Raw genomic sequence first — 22,723 nt, 5'->3', positions numbered from 1 at the left:
TCGCGTCCTGGCCTAGAGCGAGGCCAGGATGAGCGGGAACTTCAACACGGGCTCTTCTTCGTCCGCTTGTACCGCCGAGCCGAAAGTCTGCGAGAAGAGCGGCGTCACGACCCCAGGGTCCCCGATGTTGCGCAGGAACGAGTTGACCATGATCTGCGTTTCGGCCCCGACCCCGAAGACGAAACCCTGTCCGCCGTTGAGACTGACACCGCCGAGCCGCCGGTTGAGCGGGAAGACATGCTGGGTCACAAGCTCGATCTCGTCGGACAAGTCGAACGAAATCTTGCCGGTCACCGGACGGGTTTCCCCCGGCTCGAAGCGCCAGGCCAGAACCTGAGCATCGGCACTGGTATCAAGGTCGCGATAGACGATGGTTGCCAGGAGGTCGAAGGTCCGTTGACGGAACCAGACGTCGCCGTTGATGACGATATCCTCTCCGATCAGGCTTGGACCTGCCGTGGTGACCTGACCCGACCCGATCCTCGCGAACTCGATCACGACTTCGCCGCTGGCGGTGCTTTGCGAGGGATCCTCGGGCCGAAGCTTGGCGAGCAGCCGACCCTGCAGCAGCGGACCGACATCCGCGAAGGGATCGGTCACGGTGCTCAGTGGCCCGTCACCGATGACATTCACATCTGTCCGCGCGAAGCCCGCGCCGGTGTCGTCAGCCAGACGCAGCCGCAGTCCATCTTCAGGCGTCACGTCGTAAAGGTTGACGTCAAGCACATCGGCATAAAGCTCGGCCCGATCACGGACGCTGCCCAACCCAAGCCGTACGAGCGACCCCTCACCCACTGCCCGCATGGAAAGGCGCGTCGGGGAAGGAACCGTGTAGACGCCGTAGCGCGTGGGCGCGGTGTCGACGAGTGCCAGACCCATCTCGTCCGCGATGTCGATGGCGGTGCGGCCGATCAGGTTCACATCGAGGGTGCCAATCGCCTCGAGAGACATGCTGCCCCTTGCCCCCAGCACGCCCGCCGTCATCGAGCCGGATGCCACCCGGATGGTCGCATCGCCTTCAAGCGACGCTCCAAGGGCAAGCCGCAGGTTTCCGGCGCGTTCGGTATAGTCGAGCGCGTCACGCGACAGGAGCCAGACCTCTGCACCCGGAGCCGTGTCCGCCCGCATCGTGGTGCCGAGAGCCTCGCCACCAAGGCGCCCGCCGAAGGCATAGAGCTTCAGGACCGAACCCACGACCACGGGATCGTCCCCAAGAAGCGAACCGCCCGAGCCGATCACCACCGTGCGATCGGGCCCAAGAGCTTCGGCCCGGCGGAGGAGCGTGTCTCCGCCGGTGAAGAGATCGACATTGCCGTTTTCGGCAACGATCTGATCGACCGTGATGTCGTCTTCCTCACGCAGGTGGATCGCCCCCTCTTCGGTGACGCTGTCCAGGCGGGCAACCTGGATGCGCAGGCCAGTCGGGCCGGTGTTCAGTACCGAACCAAAGCGCAAGGTTGCCAGGGCACCGTCCGTATTGGCCTGAACCAGCGGCCTCGGCTGTGCGCCCACCGCAAGCTGTCCGCCGACCTCGAAGCGCAGCGCCGAGGCAGTGTCGTTCATTGTGCGGATCAGGTTGTTATCGCCGATCGTCGCATCGGTGGTGACGGCCAGCCGCAGCGTCCCGCCACCTGTCCCGACAGTCACGCCGCCTTCGGTAGCGAGTTCGCCGTCGACGCCGACGTCGACATTGCCTTGCTCCGAGGTGATGTCCGCCTGCAACCGCATGTCTTCCACCCGCATCAGAAGCGCACCGGTCTGTGTCGTGATGCCGGATCCGGGCTGAACATCCGTCAGTCCGTTTTGCGAGATCAGGTCGAGCGCCCCGGTCCCGTTCAGCGTGATGAAGTCCACGTCGACGTCGCGGTCGCGCAGGAGCAGCCGGGCATCGCCGTTGACTAGGGTTTCAGCCTGGAACTCGGCGACCGTCAGGTCGACCCTCGCGACGCCGCCCATGCCGCGGCCGGAGATGAGCTCGGCCCGCTCGGCGATGATCCGGCCATCGGTCAGGTCGCGCCCGGCCTCGAGCTGGGTGAGTGCCACCGACTCGGCAAGGCCGACCGACAGATCAACCGCTGCGAAGACATTGGTGACCGAAGCGGTGTTCGCGTTCATCAGCGCGTTTTCCAGCCGCAGGCTGCCGATGTCCCGCAGCCAGAGCGAGGTGTCCCGATCTTCTGCGTCACGGTCCATCGCGGCATAGTCCAGCACCGCGAGGTCTGTGATCACCGGGTGGTCCGACGTGCCGAACGTTGCGTTCGTCCGCACCTCCAGAGTTCCGCCGGCAAAATCGGTGCCAGTGGACAGGCTGGTGTCGATCCCGTCAGGCAGTTCCAGCCGCAGCGTGGCCCCGGTTCCGAAGGTGACGGTGTTCTGCGCCAGAAGCCGCAGCAGGGTGCCCGTTTCCATCACGATCCGGCCACCGCCGGAGAACCGCGCGCTTTCCAGTGGCAGGTCGGAGAAGGACTTGATGTGGGCATCACCTGTGCGGGTAATCAGCCGGGCGGTGGAGCCGACCGTATCGTCCATCCGGAAGCCCAGAAGCTGGGCGGCAGTACCGATGGAACCGCCGTCCAGAAGCAGGTCGCCGCCGGTGATGATGCGCGGAACGTCGGCGACAAGCACATCGGTGATTGCACCCGAGGCGATCAGCGATACCGGCCCGCGCGAGAAGACCTCGCGCAGAGGCAGGTTCGAGACCGGCGCGCGAACGTGGACCCCGACCCCGGCGCGAGCGGTCAGCGAGCCGCCCTCGATGACGTCGACCGAAAGCGGCCGGTCCAGCGCACCGATGCCACCGTCATTGCCCGCTTCGAGGATGATGATCTGGCCCCGTACGGCTTGGCTTCCGGCGCCGGCGTTGTCCGCCATGTTGCCCGAGATGCGCAGGTCGACCCGACCGGAGCTTTGCACGCGGTTGATGGTGGCCGGCGTCTCGGCCGCCATGAACACTTCCTGTGTGCCGGCAATCGCCCGCAGCGAACCCAGCGAGTTTCCGCTGGCAAGGTCGACGGCCTCGAAGGCAAAGTCGAAGTTCTCGTTACGGCGCACGCGGATTTCATTGCTCGCCTCGTCGATCACGATGTCCTGCTTTTCAGCCGTGAACAGGACTTCGAGGTCGGCATCGCTGAGAGCGGACCCACCTGAGATGACGTAATCCGGGATCAGTTCGCCGATCGATGTGCCCGCAATCAGCGTGATGTTCCCGGCCGCACGCACGTTCGGGTCTTCGACACGGATGTTGGTATCGCCGGTCTCGGTCACCCGGACAAGGCTGGACCTGACAGAGCGCTGCAGCGATTCCTCGCTCCAGGCAATCGTGTCAAGGTAAGCCGGGTCCACATCAGCCGCGGTGACGGTGATCCGCCGCTCGGGATCGTAGACCGTTTCGGTGGCATTCCAGGCAGCAAACAGGGCCTGGCGTTCTGCCACATAGGCGGCGATGCGCGCATCGTCCCAGCCGGGGATCACAGTGCCGTTCTCGAGCGTGACCGACTGGCGGAGCGAAGCTTCCAGTGCGGGGTCAAGAACGTAGTCTGCGCTGGGACCGGTGCCGCGCTGCGCCCAGTAGGCGTGATAGAGCGCGGTCCGTTCCGATCCGATGTTTGCCAGAAGCTCATCGGTCCGGCGGGCAATTGCATCGGCCCCGTACAGGCCGATCTCGTCGCCCCAGAGACGCTGGAGCTCTGTAAGCGTGCGGATATCGCGCGTCTCGTTGTTGTTACGGTCGAGGATCGCGCCGTTCCGCGCAATCAGTGCGACGTCGCCTGTCGATGAGACCACTTCGCGCACGCCAAGATCGCCGGTCGTCTCTTCGATGAAGATGCTGTTGCGGGCCGTTGCCGTCAGGTTGCCGCCCTGGGTGTCGATGCGGAACGGCTGCGCTTCGGATGTGCCAAGGCCGCCGTCCTGCGCGGTCAGGTTGATGTCCGAACCCCGTACGATGCTGCCTGGCCCGATCTGCAGAATGCTGCCCTGCGCGGTCAGAGTGATCGAGCCGACCTGGGCAGTCGAAACCCCAGCCGGACGCCGCAGCGTCTCGGCCGAAATGATGTTCATGTTGCCGTTCTGCTCGCGCACGTCGATCCGGTCGCCTGCAAGCAACTGCAGGGTCCCGTTCGCGGTCTGGTTCATCTGGAATGCGCCATCAATCCCGCGGATTGACCCGTTCACCGCCGACAGGACCGTATCAGAGGTATTCAGGATCACGTTGGCAGAGCTGGTCAGGATCGAGCCGCCGGTCGATGTGACATTGGTCGTGCCGAGTTCGTTGATGACCGAACGCGAGAAGATCACGTTGCCGGCACTGGTCACGTTCATCTGGGCCTGATCCGATCCGTTGAAGTAGATCGAGATCGGATAATCGGCCTTAAGGCGATGTTCGTACCGTGTGACGCGGATTTCCCGGAAGTTCCGTTCAAAGTGCTGCCAGCCGGAGCCAAGCTTCCACCACCTGACCGAGTCATGGGTCTTGCGCTCTTCTTCCGTCGGACCCGACTCCTGGACGAAGTAGTTGCTGCGCACGGCGTAAGCATAGTCGCCGCCTGGAAGCGAGTCGCCGACATAGGGAGCGCGGCCCAAGGCTTCGGTCACGTTCCTCGTATTGACGTTGACATTCACCTTCTCTTCGGAACGGGTGCCCCTGATCCCGATGATGACCAGCACCTCGCGGCGGTTGGTCCACGTCGTGGTGGTGCGTTCGGCGGTAACATAGATCAGGTCGCGATTTTGCGTGGGGGTGTAGGTCGAGGACCGTCCGCCGTCCGCCGTCGAGGTCGACACAAGATCGCCGGGACGGATCAGAGTAACAAGAACATCGTTCCCGTCCGCATCCTCACCGACTTTCACGTTGTAGGCCACGTTCCCGATGGCGCCCGTGTTGTTGTAGACTTCAAGCACGTTGCCCTTGCGGACGAAATCCGTGATCAGGAAGCCCCGACCAGCCACTTGGCGAGAGGTGTCGGTGATGCGGACAAGACCGGCAAGGCCGCGAGTTGCATCGGTTTCCCCACCAAGGTCGATGCGGCGGATGACAAGATCGGTCGTGGCCGCGCTGTTGATGTTCACCCGACCGAACCCGTCCAGCGCTTCGATCCGGCCGTTTCCGGTCGAAATGATATTGCCGGTGATCATGACCGTGCCGCCGCGAACGAACATGTCGTCCAGCTCGATCTGGTCCGTATCGAAGTTGTAGTAGACCTTCACGTTCGTGTTGGTCGTGATGTTGGCACTGCGTGCAACACGCTCGCTTGCAGGGAAGGCGGTGTCGTGGATGAGAACGCGACCCGAGCGGCCATTCTGCAGCCGGAGGGCATCCAGTTCCGCCTCGATCCCCGCCAGGATGGTCACGTCGAAGGTGCCGGTCCCGGCCTGGATCAAGCCGTTGATGTTCAGCACGTCCGAGGTGATGTAAACGTTCCGGCCCGCCTTCAGCGCGCCCTCGGTCGGAAGCACGACGAAGTTGGTCGGCACAAGGACCGGACCGGTGAAGGCCGCACCAAGGCTGGATACTGCGCGCGTATAGAAGGGGTTGAACCGCAGTTCGTCCTGTCGGGCAGCGAAGTAGTTTCGATACTGCCCTTCCGGTGAGCCGCCGATGTTGCGCACACCAGGCTGGTAGCCGATGAATACGTCATTGTTGGCCGTCACCCGGATGGTGCGCGCCGAAACATCCCCACGGATGTCGACGGAGCCGGCGTTCGAATTCACGAAGGCTTCGCCGCGCAGGTTGAGCAGGTTGCCGCCAAGAACGATCGTGCCGTCGCCCCGCGCGTCGGTGTCAGGCGTGAAGGTCACCACCTCGATTTTCGGCTCGCCGTCGTTCTGGCCCGAGATCATGTTGAAGGCATAGGGGCCCGGGCGGCTGTTGGACTGGATCCGGACGTCGTTCGTGTTGTTGACCAGGACCCCGTTCATGGTGATCCGGCCGCCCTCGGCCGTCGGGATCGTCATGTCGTCGGTTTCAAGCCAGGCGCCGCTTTCCACCCAAACCTTGATCAGGGCATCGCCGGGTGCGTTCAACTCGCCCGTCGTGGTTCCCTGGACATAGTCTGCTTCAAGGATGATGTTGCCTTCGACGGCCAGGATCGGGCCAAGTTCGATCCAGTCCACAAGAAGGCCAGCGACCCCGGACTGGCGCTGCTGAAGGGTGGCAATCTCGGAAATCCAGGCCTGACGGGCAGGGTCGGTGCTTCCGATCCGGAGGCCAGTTGCCGAGTCGAAGATATCAGCCGAGGAATTGGTCAACGATGGATTGTTGAGATAGCCGTTCAGCTCGTTGATGCGGTTCTGCAGGTCAACGGACGGTGCAACGTTGCGGGTGATGGTCCAGGTGATGTCCTCCGCCCATTCGTCGTCGTAGAAGAGGGTCGGGTTTGCCGCCTGACGGGTCTGGCTGTTGAGGACCCGGTAGTTGCCAAATGCATCAAGCCCAAGGATCAGCACCTGCTTGTTGCGCGATCCTGCCCGCACCTTGCCGTTCACAAGGATACCGTCGTTCGAAAGGTCCGTACTGGTGCCGGTTTCGATGTCCAGGCTGACGTCATCCGCGCCCACAAGGTCACCAAGGGCATTGGCAATCTCGGCGGCGGCCTGACGGTACAGGTCCTTGCCGCGGCCATATCCAAGGACATCGCGCTGACCGGCGACCGAGAGAAGATAGACGTCGCGCACTGCGACGACATTGGATCCCTGCCCGATGTCGACAAGTGAAACCGTGTTGGCCGTCGCGTCGGCGACCGGGTCGATGTTGATCGGGAACGCGGTCTTGTTGAAGGCGCGCGCTTCGGCCCGGATCTTCACGGACTGGACCGAATCCTTGACGTAGCCAGCCATGAGCCGGATGTCGTCCAGCGACTCAAGCGCCGCCCCGGACGTCAGCCGGATCACATTGGCAGCGTTGTAGGTTGCGCGCGTGAGCGAGGTCGCGGCCCCTGCCAGCCCGTAGGACGTGCTGTCGACCTCGGACCGCAGATCCGCATTGCCGCCGTTGTAGATCGACAATTCGCCCAAGGACAGCAGTGTCGCCGCACCGATTGTGACGGTCGCGTTGTTCGAGTTCACGCGGACATTCGAATCCCCGATCGGAACGGCAACCGCGCCGCCGGCGTCAAGGAACAGCCGATCCGACAGCGCCATGTCGGTGGTGATCCCGATGTTGAAGAAGCCCGGGTTGAAGGCATCGCCGGTCTGAATGATCTCGGCCCCGTTCGCGATACGAAGATCGGTGGTCGCATCGACCGTGACCCGCGAAATCATGGCGGGGACGTCGATTGCCCCGCCGGAAGCCGACTTGATGTTGTAGGCGCGATACGGACGGATGAGGCGGTTGCCGGCAGAGATATCGAAGTTTCGGGCGGCCAGATTGGCCTGGCCTCCGATTTCCGTAGTGACGGTCGACAGGACCGTGGTCCGTGCGTTTGCTCCCGAAGCGCCGATGAGAGCACCCGCGCGGTTGTCGAGCACACTGTCGACGGTAGCCGTCTGGGCCGCAGAAATCACGACAGAGCCGGTTTCCGACATAACCGTCGTCTCGCCGACGGTACCGATCCTGGTCTCGGTCAGCGTGCGCCCGGTGACGAAAGCTTCTGCGCCCGATCCCTGAATCAGACCGCCCGTGCCTGAGGACAGGTCAACCGCCATGTCGGGCGCGTTGCTGGTCGTGATCGTGACCGTCCCGCGCGCCAGGAGCATGCCGCTTTCAACGGTCGTGACCACCGAGGCGGTGCTGCCGGTCGACTGGCCGGTCCGGGCCATGACAAGACCGATGGTAGCAAGACCGAAAGATTGTCCATTGGCGATGGCGCGGCTGCTGGCCGCCGCAGCGTCGCTGAGGATCGTCAGGCTGGTGCCTGCAAGGATTTCGCCGCGCAGGGTGGTCGACACGGAGTAGTCAAGCCAGGCATTCGCCTCGGATCCGTTTCCGGACAGAATCCCGCCGGAAGACGAGTTCGCCTCGGCACGGGCATTCGTGCCAAGTGTGGCGTCGATCCCGGTCGTAAGGTTGACCACATTCGCCGTGATCGTGCCGCCGGCAAGCGTCGTTGCCACGGTCGAAGCAACACGGGCGGTGGCGACCGAGGCCCCGATCGCCCGTCCGCCGGCAATGGAAACACCTCTTGCCTGTGCATCGGCACGTGCGCTGCTCCGGTTGGAAAGCGCAAAGCTGGATGCATCGACGGAAAGATTGGTCAGCGTGATCCGCTGTTCACCACGATTCACGGCAACCGCTTCGGCACCATTGCCACCGAAGAAGAGCCCACCCGATGCCCCTTGGGACGTGGCCCTTACCAGACTTGCATCGCGGGCAGTCAGGGACACGTTAGTCGCAGCAATCCGGCTGCCGGACGCACCGCCGATGCTGATGACGGTACTGCCCTGGTTCCCGACGCGAGCGCTTGCAACCCCGACACCGCCGGTCAGACTTGCGGAAAGGTTGTAGACCTCGGCCTGCACCCTGTCGGTTCGTTCTGCCAGCATGGTCACGGACTGTGACCGTTGGCCAAGCGACCCGGCGAAGATCGTTCCGGTTCCGGTTTCGATGCGGGCGCCCGCGTTGGCCGAAACCGAAGAAACTCCCGCCGATGCACTGAAGGTGATCGACCCGGCCATCGACGCAACCCGGCTGTTCACGGCAAGTCCGCCCTCAAGGCCGGCAACACGGGCAGAGAGGTTGGTTGCCCGATCGCTGCGGATGCTCACATTGCTCCCCAGACGCACGGCGCTGTCTGTCTCGACTGTCACCACGCCGACCGCAGCGGAGATGCCGACAAATCCGCCGGCGAGGCTGCCGACATTCTGCACGACCCGCAGTTCGGCAAGGCTGGACAGTGTAAGGTTGCCGGACGCTTCCAGCGCGGCACGGTCGCCGACGGAGACGCCGATGTCATCAATGGCTGGCGAACCGGTCACGTTGATGCCCTGCCGCGCCGCGACCAGGCGGGTGCGGACGTCCGAGCCGCCCGCATAGGCGGCAATGTCCGAAGCGCGCCCTTCATCGGAGGCGGAACCCGTATCCTGATCCTGGTTCAGGCTGGACTGCACGCGGCCAAGGTTGCTGTCGCGGTCCGACCTGCCATCGGCGGAATGGCCACCCATCTCGATCACGGATAGCGCGGCGGAAAGCCCGCCGATACCGATCCCGGCCACACCGACAGTTGAACCGACATCGCGCCGTGCAATCGCCTCGGCGGTCAGGGCGCCCGTCGCGCGAAGCCGCGTGTCCGCTCCGATCCTGACCGAGGTGTTCGCCGCGAAGTTCACATAGTCGAGCGAGGCACCCGCCCCTACGGCCCCGGCTCCGATGCTGCCGGCCAGTCCGCGGATGGTGGTGGTCTCGTTGGCGCGAAGCGTCAGGTTGCCCAGCGGGACACCGCTGGCCAAGGTACCGGCACGCAGCGAGCTGTTGGTGCCGACATCGACCTTCGTCGTCGACTTCACCAGGTTGACATTCGCCGCAAGAGCAACCCCTACAAGCCCCCCGGCGGCGCTGGCCGCATAGGCTTCGGTCGTGTTGGTCGTGTCGGCCTGCAGGGTCAGGTTGCGCTGCGCCGCAAGCAGGCTGATGACGGTCGACGGATCGCCGGCGGAAGCTGTTGGATCCGCCGTTTCTGCGACCACGATTTCGGAGGTCGAGTCGAGGACGTTCACAACGAAACCGCCTGCAACCCCGACAGTCCCGACTGCAGCACCCGCAGCCACGTTGAAGACATCGTTCGTGGCTGTTGTTCCCAGGCCGAGATCGCGTCCGGCATCAATCTGGGACCCGCGCACGGCGACCCTGGCCGTCGTCTCGATGATGTTCAGATCGACGCTGCCGGCCACGCCGACCCAGCCGCCGCCGATACCCAGCACCCAGCTTTCCAGGGTGGTATCTGCGCCGGCATTTGCCCGGATGTCCCGCGCCGCAGCCACACTTGCAAAGCCAAGCTCGACCTCAGCCGTGCTGTCGATCAGGTTGTTGCCCGAAGCCGCCCCGACAGAGACACCGCCACCGACCGCCACGCCAACGGTAAAGGCGTCGATGTCGTTGCGCACATTCGCGCGCAGGATGGTGTCCTGTGCCGCGTTTGCGGTTACGGTTCCGCCAAGCCGCGCAAGATCGGCATCCGAAACCGTGCCCTGCACTTCGGTATTGACTTGCGCTCCCTTGTCCGAACCATCGCCGCCGATCCGCACCCTTGCTTCATCGGACACGATGTTGAAGGTCAGAAGACCCGAGACGGCGGCCACCAAACCCGCAGCAGCGTTGACCGTCACGACGTCGATCGTCGTGTCGGCAAACGCATCGAACCCGGCCCCACGGAAGGTCCCGAGACGGACATCCGTCAATGCCGTGTCACCCAGCGCGGACAGGCGGGACTGGTCCTCGATGCCCGCGGTCACGACGTTGGCCGTCTCGTTCACCGAAACCGCAACCCCGATCCCCGCAGACCCGACCGAGAAGTTCAGGTTCAGCGCGGATCCGCTGGACGCGCCCTGTTCGAGGTCGTCTTCGCTTCCTGACAGTGTAACGACGTTCGTCCCGGAGGCGCGCACGATGGCACTGCCGCGCGTCACGATATCCGAACCGCCGAACTCCGTTTCCGCTCCGGTGTTGCGGATCAGGGCCGAGACCGTGTTCCTCGCACTGTTTCCGACACCGGTTCCTACCACCGCAACGCCCACGGTCCCGGCACCACCGACCGCTATACCGGACATCGCCGTCCGGGCATCGGCCTCGATGACCACATTGCCCTGCGCGCGGACGGTCGTCGCGTCCACATCGGCCAGAACCGTCATCCGGGAGACGTTAGTCGTGATGCCCATACCGACCGAGGCAAAACCGCCAATCGCCAGCGCACCGGCGTTCGCGCTGAGCGTGTTGTCGACCGCGGCATCGACCCTGAGATCATTGGCGTAAAGCGTCGACCGGCGGACCGCAGCGGTCATGCTGCCTTCGGCGATGTTGATCGCGACACTGCCTCCGAAAGCACCCTTTCCACCGCCGGACGCGGCAGCGACGATCGAGTCAAGCTCGATGTCACCGGTTGCCAGGACTGCGACGTTGCCCGCACCCACCAGGGGACGCGCCGGATTGGTCGCGACAGCCAGGGCAGTATTCACCTGAACTTCCGCGACTGACGCTTCGGCAGTGTCCGAAAGAACTGAAACCCCGAAGGCCCCACCGACACCGGCCACGCCGCCGACCGCAACGACGCCGGCCAGAGCTTCAATCCGGCCGGTCTGGGTGACGCCGACCGTCAGGTCCCCACCGCCTGTCAGAAGTGTCGCCCCGACGACACCGCCAGTTCCGTTCGTATCCGCTCCGATGGCCCGGGCCAGCACGGTCCGCTCGAAAACATTGACGAGGATGGAGCCCGCCCCGCCGACGGTCCCTGCGCCACCAAGCGCCACGCCGAGGGTGCTGATCGTCCCGGTCTGATTGGCGGCAACGCGTACATCGGCGCCATTGGTCCGGGCTGTGACGCCTTCCGGGATGACGAGCTCGGCCTCGGTCCGGCCAAAAAGAAGATTGACGCCGATTCCGACGCCCACGCCGACGTTGCCGCTGGCGGCAAGCGTTCCGGCGAAGGACTGGATGGTCGAGGTCTCATTCGCCTCGATCTCGATACCGGCAACGTCGACGTCCGATGCAGACAGAGCAAGCCGCGCGCGGGTGATATCGTCCGTTGCGGAAAGGTCGAGCGCCGTGTCATAGCCGCCCCGGGTGCCAAGTGCGGCAAGGGCCGAGTCGCGTTCGTCCTCGACAGTGTCGACGCCATCGCCGATCGGGTCGTCCGTTTCGCCTGCGCCCGGTTCCGAGGCGGCTGGCGTAGAGGTGACCGGGACACTTGGTCCGGCAGCCGGCGGCTTGCCGATCTGGGTGTAGACAAACGAACCTGCAACGGCGTTTGTGCCAGAAAAGCCTCCCGCAACGGCAATTGCGTCGATCGTCGCATCATTCGTGGCCGTGACGTTCAGCGCCCCGCCAAAGACCCGTGCGTTGGCCACAAGGTCCGCAGTCACGGTGTCCTGGATCACGGCAATGGTGATCGCGGCACCGACGGCCGTGCTCCCGGACCCGGCCGCCGCGCCGGAAAGGATGCGGATGGTGCTCGACTTGTCGGCAGCCAGCGTGATGTCCTGACGATTGGCCGGAACAGCCGGCTGGCCTCCAACCGGAGCAACCGCCTCGGTGCCGGCAACAAGGCTCGTGCCAGCCGCGGTGACCCGGGTTTCGTTACCGATGTAGCCGATGGCAATCGAGCCGGAGACAGCGGTACTGCCACCCGAGACGGCAAGTCCGAGCGCCAGGGATTCAATCAGCGCATCATTCGTCGCCAGGAGTGACAGCCCGCCGCTACCCGAAGACAGGTCGGCGTTGTTCGCAGCGACCAGCGTGTCATTGGCGATCACATTGGCGGCGATTGCTGCGCCGACACCGGTGCCGCCGACCGACAGCGCGACGCCGCCGGCAAGGCTGCGGATCGTCAGTTCATCGGTTGCCGAGAGCAGCAGGTCTTCGCCGGCTGCAAGCCGTGCGGCATTGGCGCTGACGCGCGTCAGGCCGGTGCTGACGTTGACAGTCGCGGCCCCGCCGATCGAGGTATTCTGCGAGGCCGAGACCGCCACTGCGAGGGTTTCGATCACGCCGGTTGCCTCGGCGGTGGCGGTGATATCGCCCGTGCGCGTCGAGATATCGGCCCCGTCAAGATTCACAAGCGTATTGTTTGCGATCAAAAGGTTAAGCGTCGCAGCAAAGCCGCCCGCGCCGCGGCCCGAACCGGCGACCCCACCACCCAGGCTGCGGATGGTCCGGTCATTGGTGGCACGCAGAGTCACACTCCCTGCATCGGCAATGGTGCTTCCAGCCGCCGATGCGGTCAGGTTGGCCGTGATGGTGTTGCCCGAGAGCCCCACGCCCACGCCGGTGCCTTCGGCCGAGACAGCCCCGGCCACAGCGATGGTGCCGATCAGGCTGGTGCTTTCCGCCGAGATGGTCACTGCGCCCAGAACCGGCGCCGGTGTCCCGGACGGCGCTCCGGCCGGCACATCCCGGGCCATGACGTCGGTGTTCACCACCTCGGCCCCCGACGTGACGACAATCACGTTGGCGGTCAGCGCACCACCGACTGCTGTCTTGTTCCCGAAGGTCAGCGCACCGGCAAGCGACCAGATCTGATTGTCCTCGTCCGAGGTGACGGTCAGTCTGTCAGCCTTGATCGTGGTGCGCGGGCCGGAGGCAGCGCCAATCAGCACCCGGGCACCCCCGGTGATCGTGTTCACTGCGATGCTGCCGGCAATACCCGTCTTGCCTGCACCCGCCGAAATGCCGAAGCCGTAGATCTGGGCGCTGCTCAGCGCGCCCAAGGTCAGGTGGCGCGCATCCATGAGCGTCGCGCCGGAAACACGTGTCGAGGCGCCACGGTCCACCACATTGACGGCGATCCCGATGCCGACACCGGCACCTTCACTTTGCGTCATGTTGATCGAGACCGCACCGCCGACGCCCACGGTCAGCGACTCGTCGGTTGCGTGAAGCGCAAGATCGTCGGTTGTCACCAGCGTCGCGCCCGAAACATCCGTACGCGTCTCGCCGGTCAGCACGTTCACCGCGACCGACCCAGCCAGCGTCACCTTGCCGTTGGACGAACCCGCGCCGCCCACCGCCACGCCGACAACAACCGAGTCGTCATCGGCCCGAAGGGTCGCGCTCAGCGCCGAAATGCTTGCGCCGCGCACCAGCGTAAGGACATCCCGTTCGTCCACCGTCACCGCAAAGGCGCCGGCCAGTGCGTTGTTCTTCTGTGTCGATCCGAGGCCGACCGAGACGGCCCCGGCACCGGCAATGCCGAACGAGGTGTTGGTGGCCGTCATGCCAAGATTGCCCGTCACGTCGATCCGCGCGTTCGAGGCGATCTCGGTCACAGTCTCGTTCTGCAGCATCAGGTTGACCGTGGCCGCCCCTGCGACGCTCCAGCCGGTCTTGCTTTGCGTGTCGTCCTTGCCGGCGGGTGCTGCGTCCACCTGGTTCTGGGCACTCAGCGCCTCGTTCTCGTCCTCGGCGAAAAGCCAGGACGGAATGATCATGTCCTCGTCGTTCTCTTCGTTGGCCGGCGGTGTCGGGCTGGTGTCGACGGGCTTGCCGCTGACACGCGATCCGGCAACCGAGGTTGCGACGGTGATGGCGTCATTCGTCGCACGTATCGTCAGGGCCCGGGCGGTGATCCGGACCTCGCCTGCCGTGCCGCCAAGGGCTGCCCCACGCTCGGCCGGACCGATGCCGGCATAGACCTGCCGCTTGGCAAAGTTCACAACGCCCGAAGCGCCGACACTGACCGAGCCGTCCGATCCCGCAAAGGCCCCGGCAAGACCCATGATGAAACTGTCGTCCAGTGCGGTCAGGGTCAGGTCACCGGTCGTGATCTTTGCCCGGTCCGACAGGCGCGCGATGGTGACGTTCTCGACCGCCTGAGCGGCGATGGCGGCATTGATCGCAACGTTCGCCGCAGCACCGCCGGCGTAGACGAGGTTGAAGACGATCGCCCGATTGTGCGCGTCGAGGTCCAGTGTGTCAGCGGTGATTTCCGCTTCACCCTCGATCAGGGCTTCGACACGGCTGACCGTCCGGGCCAGGGTGACCGCACCACCGATCCGGTTCGTCACGTTGTCGTCCGAGCCGATCGGGTCGGTGATCGTCCTGAGATCGGTCGGGAAGTTCTGCATGTGGGTGAAGAGCCCACGCTGTTCGGCCGTCACGCCGACATCGCCTGCCAGATCGTCTGCAGCATCCGACAGGTCGATCCGCGCGCCGTCACGGATGGCCGCTCGGGTCACGTTATCCGTGTTGAACACGTTGACCGACACTGCCACGGCAAGGTTCTGCGACGGCTGCGTCGGCTGACCTGCCGGCGGCGCATCAAGCTGGTTCTGGTCCGCATAGGCGCCCGTGTAGGTCGTCAGGTAGTTGCCAAGGTCGGCAAGTGCCACGATATCCGGCAGCGCTGGCGGCGCATTGACCGTGGCGTCGTCGCCGATCTCACCTTCGATCAGCTGGAATTCGGCCACGTCCTCGGCGAATTCGATGAACTCGTCGCGGACATCGGTAAAGCGGTCGAACTCGGGATAAAGCGTCGTCGCGTTGACATTCACTGCGGTAGCGACCGTGATTTCGGCATTCGCGCCGATCTCGGCCACGGTCTCGCCGCTCATCAGCATGACCGAGCCGTTCAGGAAGACGGCATTGCCGAACTGGCCGAAAAGCTCTTCCTTTGTGATCGGATCCTGTCCGGCGAGGGCACGCGCATCGTTCAGACGCTTGAGCTCGGCTTCGGCGATGCGGTCAAGGAAGCCCATCGATGCATCGACCGAACGCGAGAGTTCGGAACCCCCTTCCGCGGTGCTGGCAAAGCGCAGGGTCGAGGTCACGTTCACGGCGCCCAGTCGCGCCGTCTGCACCGAGGTTGCGCCAAGGCTGACCAGGGCATTGCCGTTGCCAAGATCGCGATACCGGCCCCCCAGCGTGGCATAGGTGTCGTCACGGTCCAGCTGCAGGTCGAAGGCAAGGCCGAAGGCAAAGCCCGGCTTCGAGGGCGCGTCGTCCTTCTTCTTGCCCGAGATCCGTTCCTTGATCTTGCGGGTAACCTCTTCGACCTTGCCCTTGACCGCGGCGACCGGCCCAAGCTTGTTGACCGCGGTTTTGAGCGGATCGGCCAGGCCAAGGGTCGCCGAGGTCGTGTGGTCCTTGCCGAAGTAAAGTGTCTCGGCCGCAAGGTTCAGTTCACCCTGGGTGCGGATCGTGCCGCCAAGGGCTGCCTCGGTGATGGCATTGCCGACCTCGATGTTCAGGGCCACCGCGCCCTTGCCGTCCTTGCCGCCATTCGCGGCGGCACTGAGCGAATGCGACCGGGAGCTGAAAGCGCCCGCGTCCAGCGCCCGTGCCGAGGTGATATTGCCGCCGTCAATGACCAGTTGGTTGCGCAGGGCATGAACGGCGACGACAACGCCGACAGACACGCCGGCAATCGGCGACGCAGCGATCGCGACGTTGAGGTTCTCGGTCGCCGTGCTGCGCACCGCGATATCCCGGGCCGCGTTTGTCCCAAGGCCACGGCTGTTCAGATCGGAATCGGTGATCGTCACCCGGCTGTCGGTGTTCGTGACCGAAACGCCCACACCAAGACCGAACGCCTTGGGCGCGATGGTCACATCGGTCTGGGAGTGGGCGTGAATGAAGATTGCGTCCTGCGACGGATCGAAGATCGTCGGCAGTGCTACCAGGATGCTTGGAGCGGTTTCTCCCAGAAGGGCAAGCCGCCCTTCCAGCAGACCGGCAGCGCTGAAGAGGCCGCGCACTTCTGCGTCGCCGCCAAAGTCGCTGTCCACCGTCAGCGACTTGCCCTTCCAGTTGCCATCTGCCGTGATCTCGCTGTCATTGATCGTGATCCGCGCATCAGCGGACATGACCTGGACCTGAACCGGAATGATCCCCTGCAGCGCCGCGACACCCTGCTCGAAGACATTGACGACGGTGTCCTCGACGGTTTCGAGGAAGTCGATCAGCTGTTCTTCGTAGCCTGCCTGCTGCGCCTCGAAGGCGTCATATTCCGCTTCGCTGACCGCGACGTCGAGTTCACCCAGCACATTGCCCGTCTGGGCGAAGGCATTCAGCACGACGGCACCGGCGCGGATCGTTGCATTCTCCAGCCGGATCAGCGCCTTGTTGTTCTCGACATTGATGTTCCAGCGCGATTCCTCGGTGATGTCGCGCGCAATCAGCGCGACCAGGCCGCCGTTGTTTGCCGAAGCGCTGCCGGTCGCGATGATCGAAGAGCCGTTCTCCATCACGATGGCCGGCGCCGAGACGATCACGTCACCTGCCGCTCCGCTGGGTGCAACGTTCCGGCTGTCAAGCCTCACGTTCGACCGGACGACGACGCCTTCGTCGCCCTGGATCATCAGGTTGCCGCCACCGGTGGACAGGTTGCCGGCAACCTCGACCGTCTCGCCCGACAGCCAGGTGACACCGGCATCGGCGGCCGCGCCGCCCGAGGTCAGAAGGTCACCCCGCGCGCGGATCGACGGCGTCGCGAGTGTCACGGTAGCCGTGGTCGGGTCGAAGGTCGGGTCTTCGTAATTCGCTTCGATGAAGATGAAGCCGCCATTCCCCGCGACCGAGCTTGCGTCGATCCTGAGCCCGGGTTCCATGACGGCGGAACCTTCCGCGAAGAGCAGAACCGAACCGGCCGCATCGCCAGCCGAACCGCCGCGGACGTTGACATTGCCGCTCAGGCTCATGTCGCCTTCGGTCGATCCGGTCACGACCCCGCCGGCCCCGTTGCGGCGCGCCGTGATGTCGCCCGAAACCTCGGCGCTGGTCCCGGCGGTAAAGCGCAGCACGCCGCCTTCGGTGCTGACCCCGCGGGCCTCGGCGATGTCGTCGGTATTCACGACCGACACCACGCCCGACGCACCGGTCGAGGAATCGATCACGTCGATCCGCCCATCCAGAACCAGCCGCGCACCTGCGCGCAGGTCCAGCCTGCTTGCATTGATTACGCCGTAGGTTTCGATGCTTGCTCCGGAAAGAGGCTCTTCTCCGGCGAAAAGCTGTGCGGCGAAGGTTCCGGAAGCGGCCTCGTCAATCAGAGCCTGGCCAAAGGCCTGGGTTGCGGTGGAAAGCGTCAGCCGGTTTGCGTTGATGATCCCCGTCGCACCCACGACAAAGCCATTGTGGTCGACGATGAACACATTGGTGCCGCTGCTGGTGAAACTGCCCGGCGTGCCAAGGCGCGCATTCAGGGTGCCGTTGATCGTGGTCGGATTGCCGCTGATGTCGTTGACCACGTTCACCAGCGCCTGAGCAACGTTCGGCTGGTAGAGGTTGACCGTCTCGCTCACGCCCACATTGAACTCGCTGAACGAGTTGTAGGCGATGTTGTTGACGACAGTGCTGGTCGTGACGTTCGTCACCGCGCCCGTGGTCGCGACCGTGGTCGCGGTATCTCCGCTGGCAATGACATCGGCGTAAAGCGGAACCGACGGGGCGAGCGCGACAGCGAAGCTGGACGTATAGGCGATGATGCGCGTCGAAACACGGTGCATCCGTTCCTTCTTGCCGCCAGAGTGCTTCGCCATCGTCAGTCCCTCGGTCCTCCATCCCCACCGTTCTGGCGGGGCATCGATGCTGCGGCGCCGGTCAGCCTGGCGCCGCAGTTGGTCAATTCGCTGCGCGGATCGCCTCGATCGCTTCGGCAAACCTGGTCATGTCCGCGCGCACGATCACGGGTTCGGCCTCGATGTCCGGACGGTAGCCGAAAAGAATGCCGCCGGCCTCCGTGAAGCTGGCCATTTCCGCAGCCTCGATCTGCAGAGCCGCCTCGCAAAGCTCTCCCAAGCAGCGCTGCCAGATCATCTCGCGCTGCGGCTCTTCCTCGCGGTCTGCCAGCCGGTAAACCGCGCCACCGGGCAGGTAGACGCCAATCGGCACCTGGGCGAGCAGGATTGCCGATCCCTCGGCGGCCGGAAGCGCGATGAACCGCACGACCAGATCGTTGCTGTCCACCAGGGTAAGTTCCTGAACGATCCGGCAGATGTTCCGCGACACCGAAATGGCTTCGCATTGCACGACCCAGTCACCAAAGGCCGTGTTGTTGGCGATCTCGGTCGTCGCGGTTGTCTCTGCGGTAGCCTCGGCAGCTTCCTCGGCGGGAGCTTCGGCTTCCTGTGCCAGCGCCATCTGGGCGATCAACGCTGCCGCAAGGGTCAGGCCGAAAAGTCTCTTCACGTCGCTTCTCCTCATTCTCATCAGAAACGGTAGTCAAACCCGGCGTAAAGCACGCCGGAATTGGTATCGGTAAAGCCAAGGGTCTCGCGCAGCGGCACGCCGACCAGCAGCAGCCCGCTTGCCGTGTCGCCGACATCGAACCGCAGGCCCGCGCCGACCGAAAGCAGGATGTCCTGGTCGGAATTGATGCCACCGTCGATCCTGAACGGCACGACCAACGCGCCATCGGCAAAAGCAAGGGGGGTGACATCAACCCTTTCGCCAAGGCTCCAGGGGTCAAGGCCGGTCAGCTGTGTCCGCAGGATAAGCCCGCTGTCGCCGCTGCGAACGTTGTTCGGATAGCCGCGCACGGTGGTGACGCCACCCGCACTCAGCAGGCGTGGAACCGGAAGGTTCTGGTTATAGGCATACTGCCCGGCCGCCGTCACCTCTAGCCCGAGCCTTTCGCCAAGACGCCGTGCATAGTTCGCGGTGGCAAAGGCCAGATAGTACTCGCCTTCGGTCAGCGACACACCCAGAGTGTCGGCATCCCCGAACCTGAAGCCCCCGGTGACCGAAAGGCTCTGCTGCGGCCATTGCTTCGTCCAGGAAACCTGCGGGACGATCTCGATCAAGTCCGTCGACTGAAACGGCAAGTCGCCGAGATCGGAGTCAGAACTCTCGGCCGTCAGCGCCACATCGAATACAAAGAAGCTGTCCGGCTCAACGCGGAAGGGCACCCGGTAGCCAAGCGACCCCTGAAATGTGTCTGACACGATGTCCAGGGCGGCAAAGTCGGCGCGGATGACTTCCGAATTGGTGTAACTCAAGGTCGCATAGGCCCGCCCGCCTTGCCAGCCGACCGGACGCGAATACCCAAGTCCGCCCGAATAGCTGCCTTCCGATGCCTGAAGCTGGAACGACAAGGTGTCACGGACGCCCGACAGGTTCGCCCAGCGGCCCGCCAGCGTCCCCCGGAACAAACCGGTTTCTTCGGTTCCGAAGTTATCAAGCGATCCGGTCCAGGTGAACCGCTCGGGCGGTTCGCCGGAAATGACGGCCGAGACGGTCCCGGTGGTCGGACCGGGACCGAAGGTGATCCGGGGCACGAAATCATGCGAGATCTCGAAGATCCTCAGATCCCGCTCGATCGCTTCGTAGTCGGGCTGTGTCCCCTCGGCGATGGCCAGGTTCCGGCGAATGAAATCCTCGCTGGTGCCCCCCATGGATTCGACCGTGAGTTCGCCTATCTCGGCTTCCACGAGGTCAAGCCGCAGGATACCGTCAGGCACCTCCTGCGGCAGAAGGACGGCACGCGCGGTCACGATGCCGGCAAGCACGTACAGCCGGTCAATGTCAGCCAGCATCTGCTGAACATCCGGAAAGGTTATCGGCCGGTTGAGATAGGGGGCAACCGCCGCCTGCAATTGTTCGTCCGTCAGGTAGACCGAGTCAGAGAATTCCACACCACGCAAGGTGAATGTCTGAGCCTGGACGGAACCGGCGAAGCCAAGCAGCAGGCATAGCGCTACCATGAAGCGGTTCATGGTGTGCCCCTTGCTTCTTCGAGTGCGGCAGTCAGACCCATAAGGGACATGTCAAAGGCGACCACCGGTCCATCAATTCTTGACCGATACCGGATTTCCGCCGACCTTCCGCGCTTCCATGCGGTCATGCCCTCGGGTTCAAGCTTCAGTTCAGCGCGACACGCTTCGGCTGTACAGACCAGCCATTCGGCAGCCAGACTTTCGTCATTCGCCGCCTCGACATAAAGGCCCGAAGCCAGATGAACGCCCGCCGGCACAAGAAGCTGAACGCGTGCAGAGTTTCCGTCCTGAAGGGGGCGCAGCAGGACGGTGGCAAGCCAGCTTCGGTCTGCAGCCATGACGCTTTGTGAAATCACGCAGTCCGAAGCGGACGGCTGGCACGAAGTCTGCCAATCCCCGTGTTTGCCGACCTCTGTCTGGGCTCTGCCTGGGGTCGCACACGCAAGAGTTGTAATGTAGACAGTCAGGCAAAGAGCGAATCGGTGCCGCACGAAACCAGCAGCCATGCAAGATAGCCGGCCCAAATTGTCTTCCGCCCATTCCATGAGTCAGCCCCAATGCATTCACTGAAGACCATGCTTAACGCTTCGTCAATGACCTTAATGTCGCTTTCTTTTTTCGGGTGTTGCCTGCTTGGCAACAACCCTTCCGGGCAGGGATTTCCATCGCAATTCTCTTGACGATCATCTTCCAAGGATCGTGGCGCAGAACTGACTCGGGGCAACGCCTGGGCGACCTTCCACGGTTGTAAAGCCTTCGCCCTTCGGGGCGGCGGGATCACCCCCAATCGCCCAGCATAATGTTCCGCGTGACCGTCTCGACCGGCCTCTCCCGGGCGATCAGTCCTGCAACCCATTCGCAGGACCCGGCGTTCAGCACCGCCCCCTTGCCCCGCCGGTATTCGGCGATGCAACCGTTGCCGCGGCTGGCGAGACCCAGAGTCTCGGGCGTGACTGCGCCATAAACAACCTGGGCGACTTCCTCGGCATCGAGGTGGCCGATGAAGTGATCCACGTCATGCGGGCCGGTGTGGTGCGAAAGGGTGGTCGCGGGCGAAAGGCAGACAATGGTCAGCTCGCCTTCCAGCCCCGCGTCAGGCGCGGGATAGGGCAGGCCCTTCCGGATCTCGTAGTCGATCCCGTCAACCTCGTAGCCGAAGATCTTCGACGCGGCGCCAAGGACGTCGCCATAGCCGAGCCCGGTTTCCCTGAGCGTCCAGTGATCGGGGCGGTAGACGGTGAAGCCGCCGGACCCATGCGCGGCGCAGCGGCTCCACCCGGCATAGACGCCCATGGTGCCGGTCAGGCCAAGTGTCGCGACCGCCGGGCGGCCGACGCGGGAATGGTCCCAGTAGCTGCTGATAAGGGGCGTTGCGGCCAGCGGGTCCTCGGCGTCAGCCCGGTACTTGTGGCAGATCTGGGTGCGGCGGTCATCAGACAGGCGCGTCTGCCAGAAGAAGTTGCCGGCAAAGCGAGCCAGCTGGCCGCCCCGGTCGATCCAGCCCTCCAGATGGTCGCGCATCTCCTTCGTCCAGTATTCGTCATGCCCGACGATCAGGGCGCGGGGGTAGGCGTCCAGTAGGCCGGGTTCGGCGTGCAGGTCGTGCTGGGTGACGTAGTCGAGCGCGATGCCCTGCGCCTCGCACCAGAGCGCGAAGGGGCGTTCAAAGGCTGCCCAGCCCGATGAGGCGTATTTCTTGGAAATGCCGTTCGCGCGGGCATAGTCCATGTGCGGATAGGCCGGTCGGCTGAGCAAGGGCGAGGCGTGGGGAATGCGCGGTGCGTCGTCGGGCCAACGGACAAAGCCCGTGGCCCAGGGGCGCAGGAGGCTGACCTCGGCCGCGAAATCGCCGCCCGACGGGCCGCAGAGGCCCTGGTAATGGTTCGACCCGCCCCAGTCGTTGTAGGCGCACCAGGTGCCGGTGGCGAGGATGAAGGCGATCCTTGCCTGTGGCACGGCCGGGCGCAGGACGAAGAGCGACTGCGAGCTGTGGCCGGGAACCGAAAGCGTGATGGTGTAGACGCCGCTTGCCCAGGTGTCGGGGATCGGCGTCTCATGGACCACGGGCCAGCCGCAGCCGGTAACGGAGCAATCTGCAGGCGTCGGGGCGAAGGTGATGTCGATCTCGGCCTCGACCACCGTCTCGGGCTGCAGCCCGTCGCGGGCGATCACCAGCCGGGCGCGGCCGGTCTTGCCCATGCCGTGCAGGCGCAGGGTCTCGCCCGGGCGGTAGGAGAGGAAATCCGGGTAGCCCCAGACCTGTGCCCGGTCAGGGTCGGGCGAGGCCGTCTCATAGTAATGTCCGGTGACGGGGTCGCCGTCGTCATAGGGGCCTGGGACGAAGAAGCCTTGCACGCTCGGGCACTCCTTTTGCCGTCCAGCATCGGAAACGGCGGGACGGAACGCAAGCGTCGGGGCAGCTTCGCCCTTG

General features: G+C 64.4%; 6 protein-coding genes. All 6 read right to left on the bottom strand.

The window, feature by feature from the left end; translation table 11 throughout:
* Nucleotides 1-12: 12 nt before the first annotated feature.
* Complete coding sequence (locus tag AC2D9V_RS12190) at nt 13-18,117, bottom strand: leukotoxin LktA family filamentous adhesin (protein ID WP_484714336.1); 18,105 nt, start codon at nt 18,115-18,117, stop codon at nt 13-15.
* 82 nt (nt 18,118-18,199) lie between these two features.
* Nucleotides 18,200-18,766 carry an invasion associated locus B family protein gene (locus AC2D9V_RS12185; RefSeq protein ID WP_484714335.1) on the bottom strand — a complete coding sequence of 189 codons (567 nt, stop codon included), beginning with the start codon at nt 18,764-18,766 and terminating at the stop codon, nt 18,200-18,202.
* Between the two features lie 20 nt (nt 18,767-18,786).
* Complete coding sequence (locus AC2D9V_RS12180) at nt 18,787-20,292, bottom strand: ShlB/FhaC/HecB family hemolysin secretion/activation protein (RefSeq protein WP_484714334.1); 1,506 nt, start codon at nt 20,290-20,292, stop codon at nt 18,787-18,789.
* Nucleotides 20,289-20,798: an invasion associated locus B family protein gene (locus tag AC2D9V_RS12175; protein WP_484714333.1), complete on the bottom strand. Its 510-nt coding sequence runs from the start codon at nt 20,796-20,798 to the stop codon at nt 20,289-20,291. Before AC2D9V_RS12175 ends, AC2D9V_RS12180 begins: the two co-directional genes overlap by 4 nt.
* Nucleotides 20,756-20,986, bottom strand: a complete 231-nt coding sequence (locus AC2D9V_RS12170; RefSeq protein WP_484714332.1) for a hypothetical protein — start codon at nt 20,984-20,986, stop codon at nt 20,756-20,758. Before AC2D9V_RS12170 ends, AC2D9V_RS12175 begins: the two co-directional genes overlap by 43 nt.
* Before the next feature lie 83 nt (nt 20,987-21,069).
* Nucleotides 21,070-22,647, bottom strand: a complete 1,578-nt coding sequence (locus AC2D9V_RS12165) for a N,N-dimethylformamidase beta subunit family domain-containing protein (RefSeq protein ID WP_484714331.1) — start codon at nt 22,645-22,647, stop codon at nt 21,070-21,072.
* Nucleotides 22,648-22,723: the final 76 nt, after the last annotated feature.

The sequence above is a fragment of the Tabrizicola sp. T46 genome (assembly GCF_057219895.1).
The sequence above is the reverse complement of the archived record's forward strand: the minus strand, read 5'-3'. Positions and strand labels throughout refer to the sequence as shown.

Excerpts from the sequence above, each read along its gene's own strand:
- AC2D9V_RS12190 (WP_484714336.1), bottom strand. The coding sequence starts at position 18,117 with ATGGCGAAGCACTCTGGCGGCAAGAAGGAACGGATGCACCGTGTTTCG.
- AC2D9V_RS12180 (WP_484714334.1), bottom strand. The coding sequence starts at position 20,292 with ATGAACCGCTTCATGGTAGCGCTATGCCTGCTGCTTGGCTTCGCCGGT.
- AC2D9V_RS12175 (WP_484714333.1), bottom strand. The coding sequence starts at position 20,798 with ATGGCTGCTGGTTTCGTGCGGCACCGATTCGCTCTTTGCCTGACTGTC.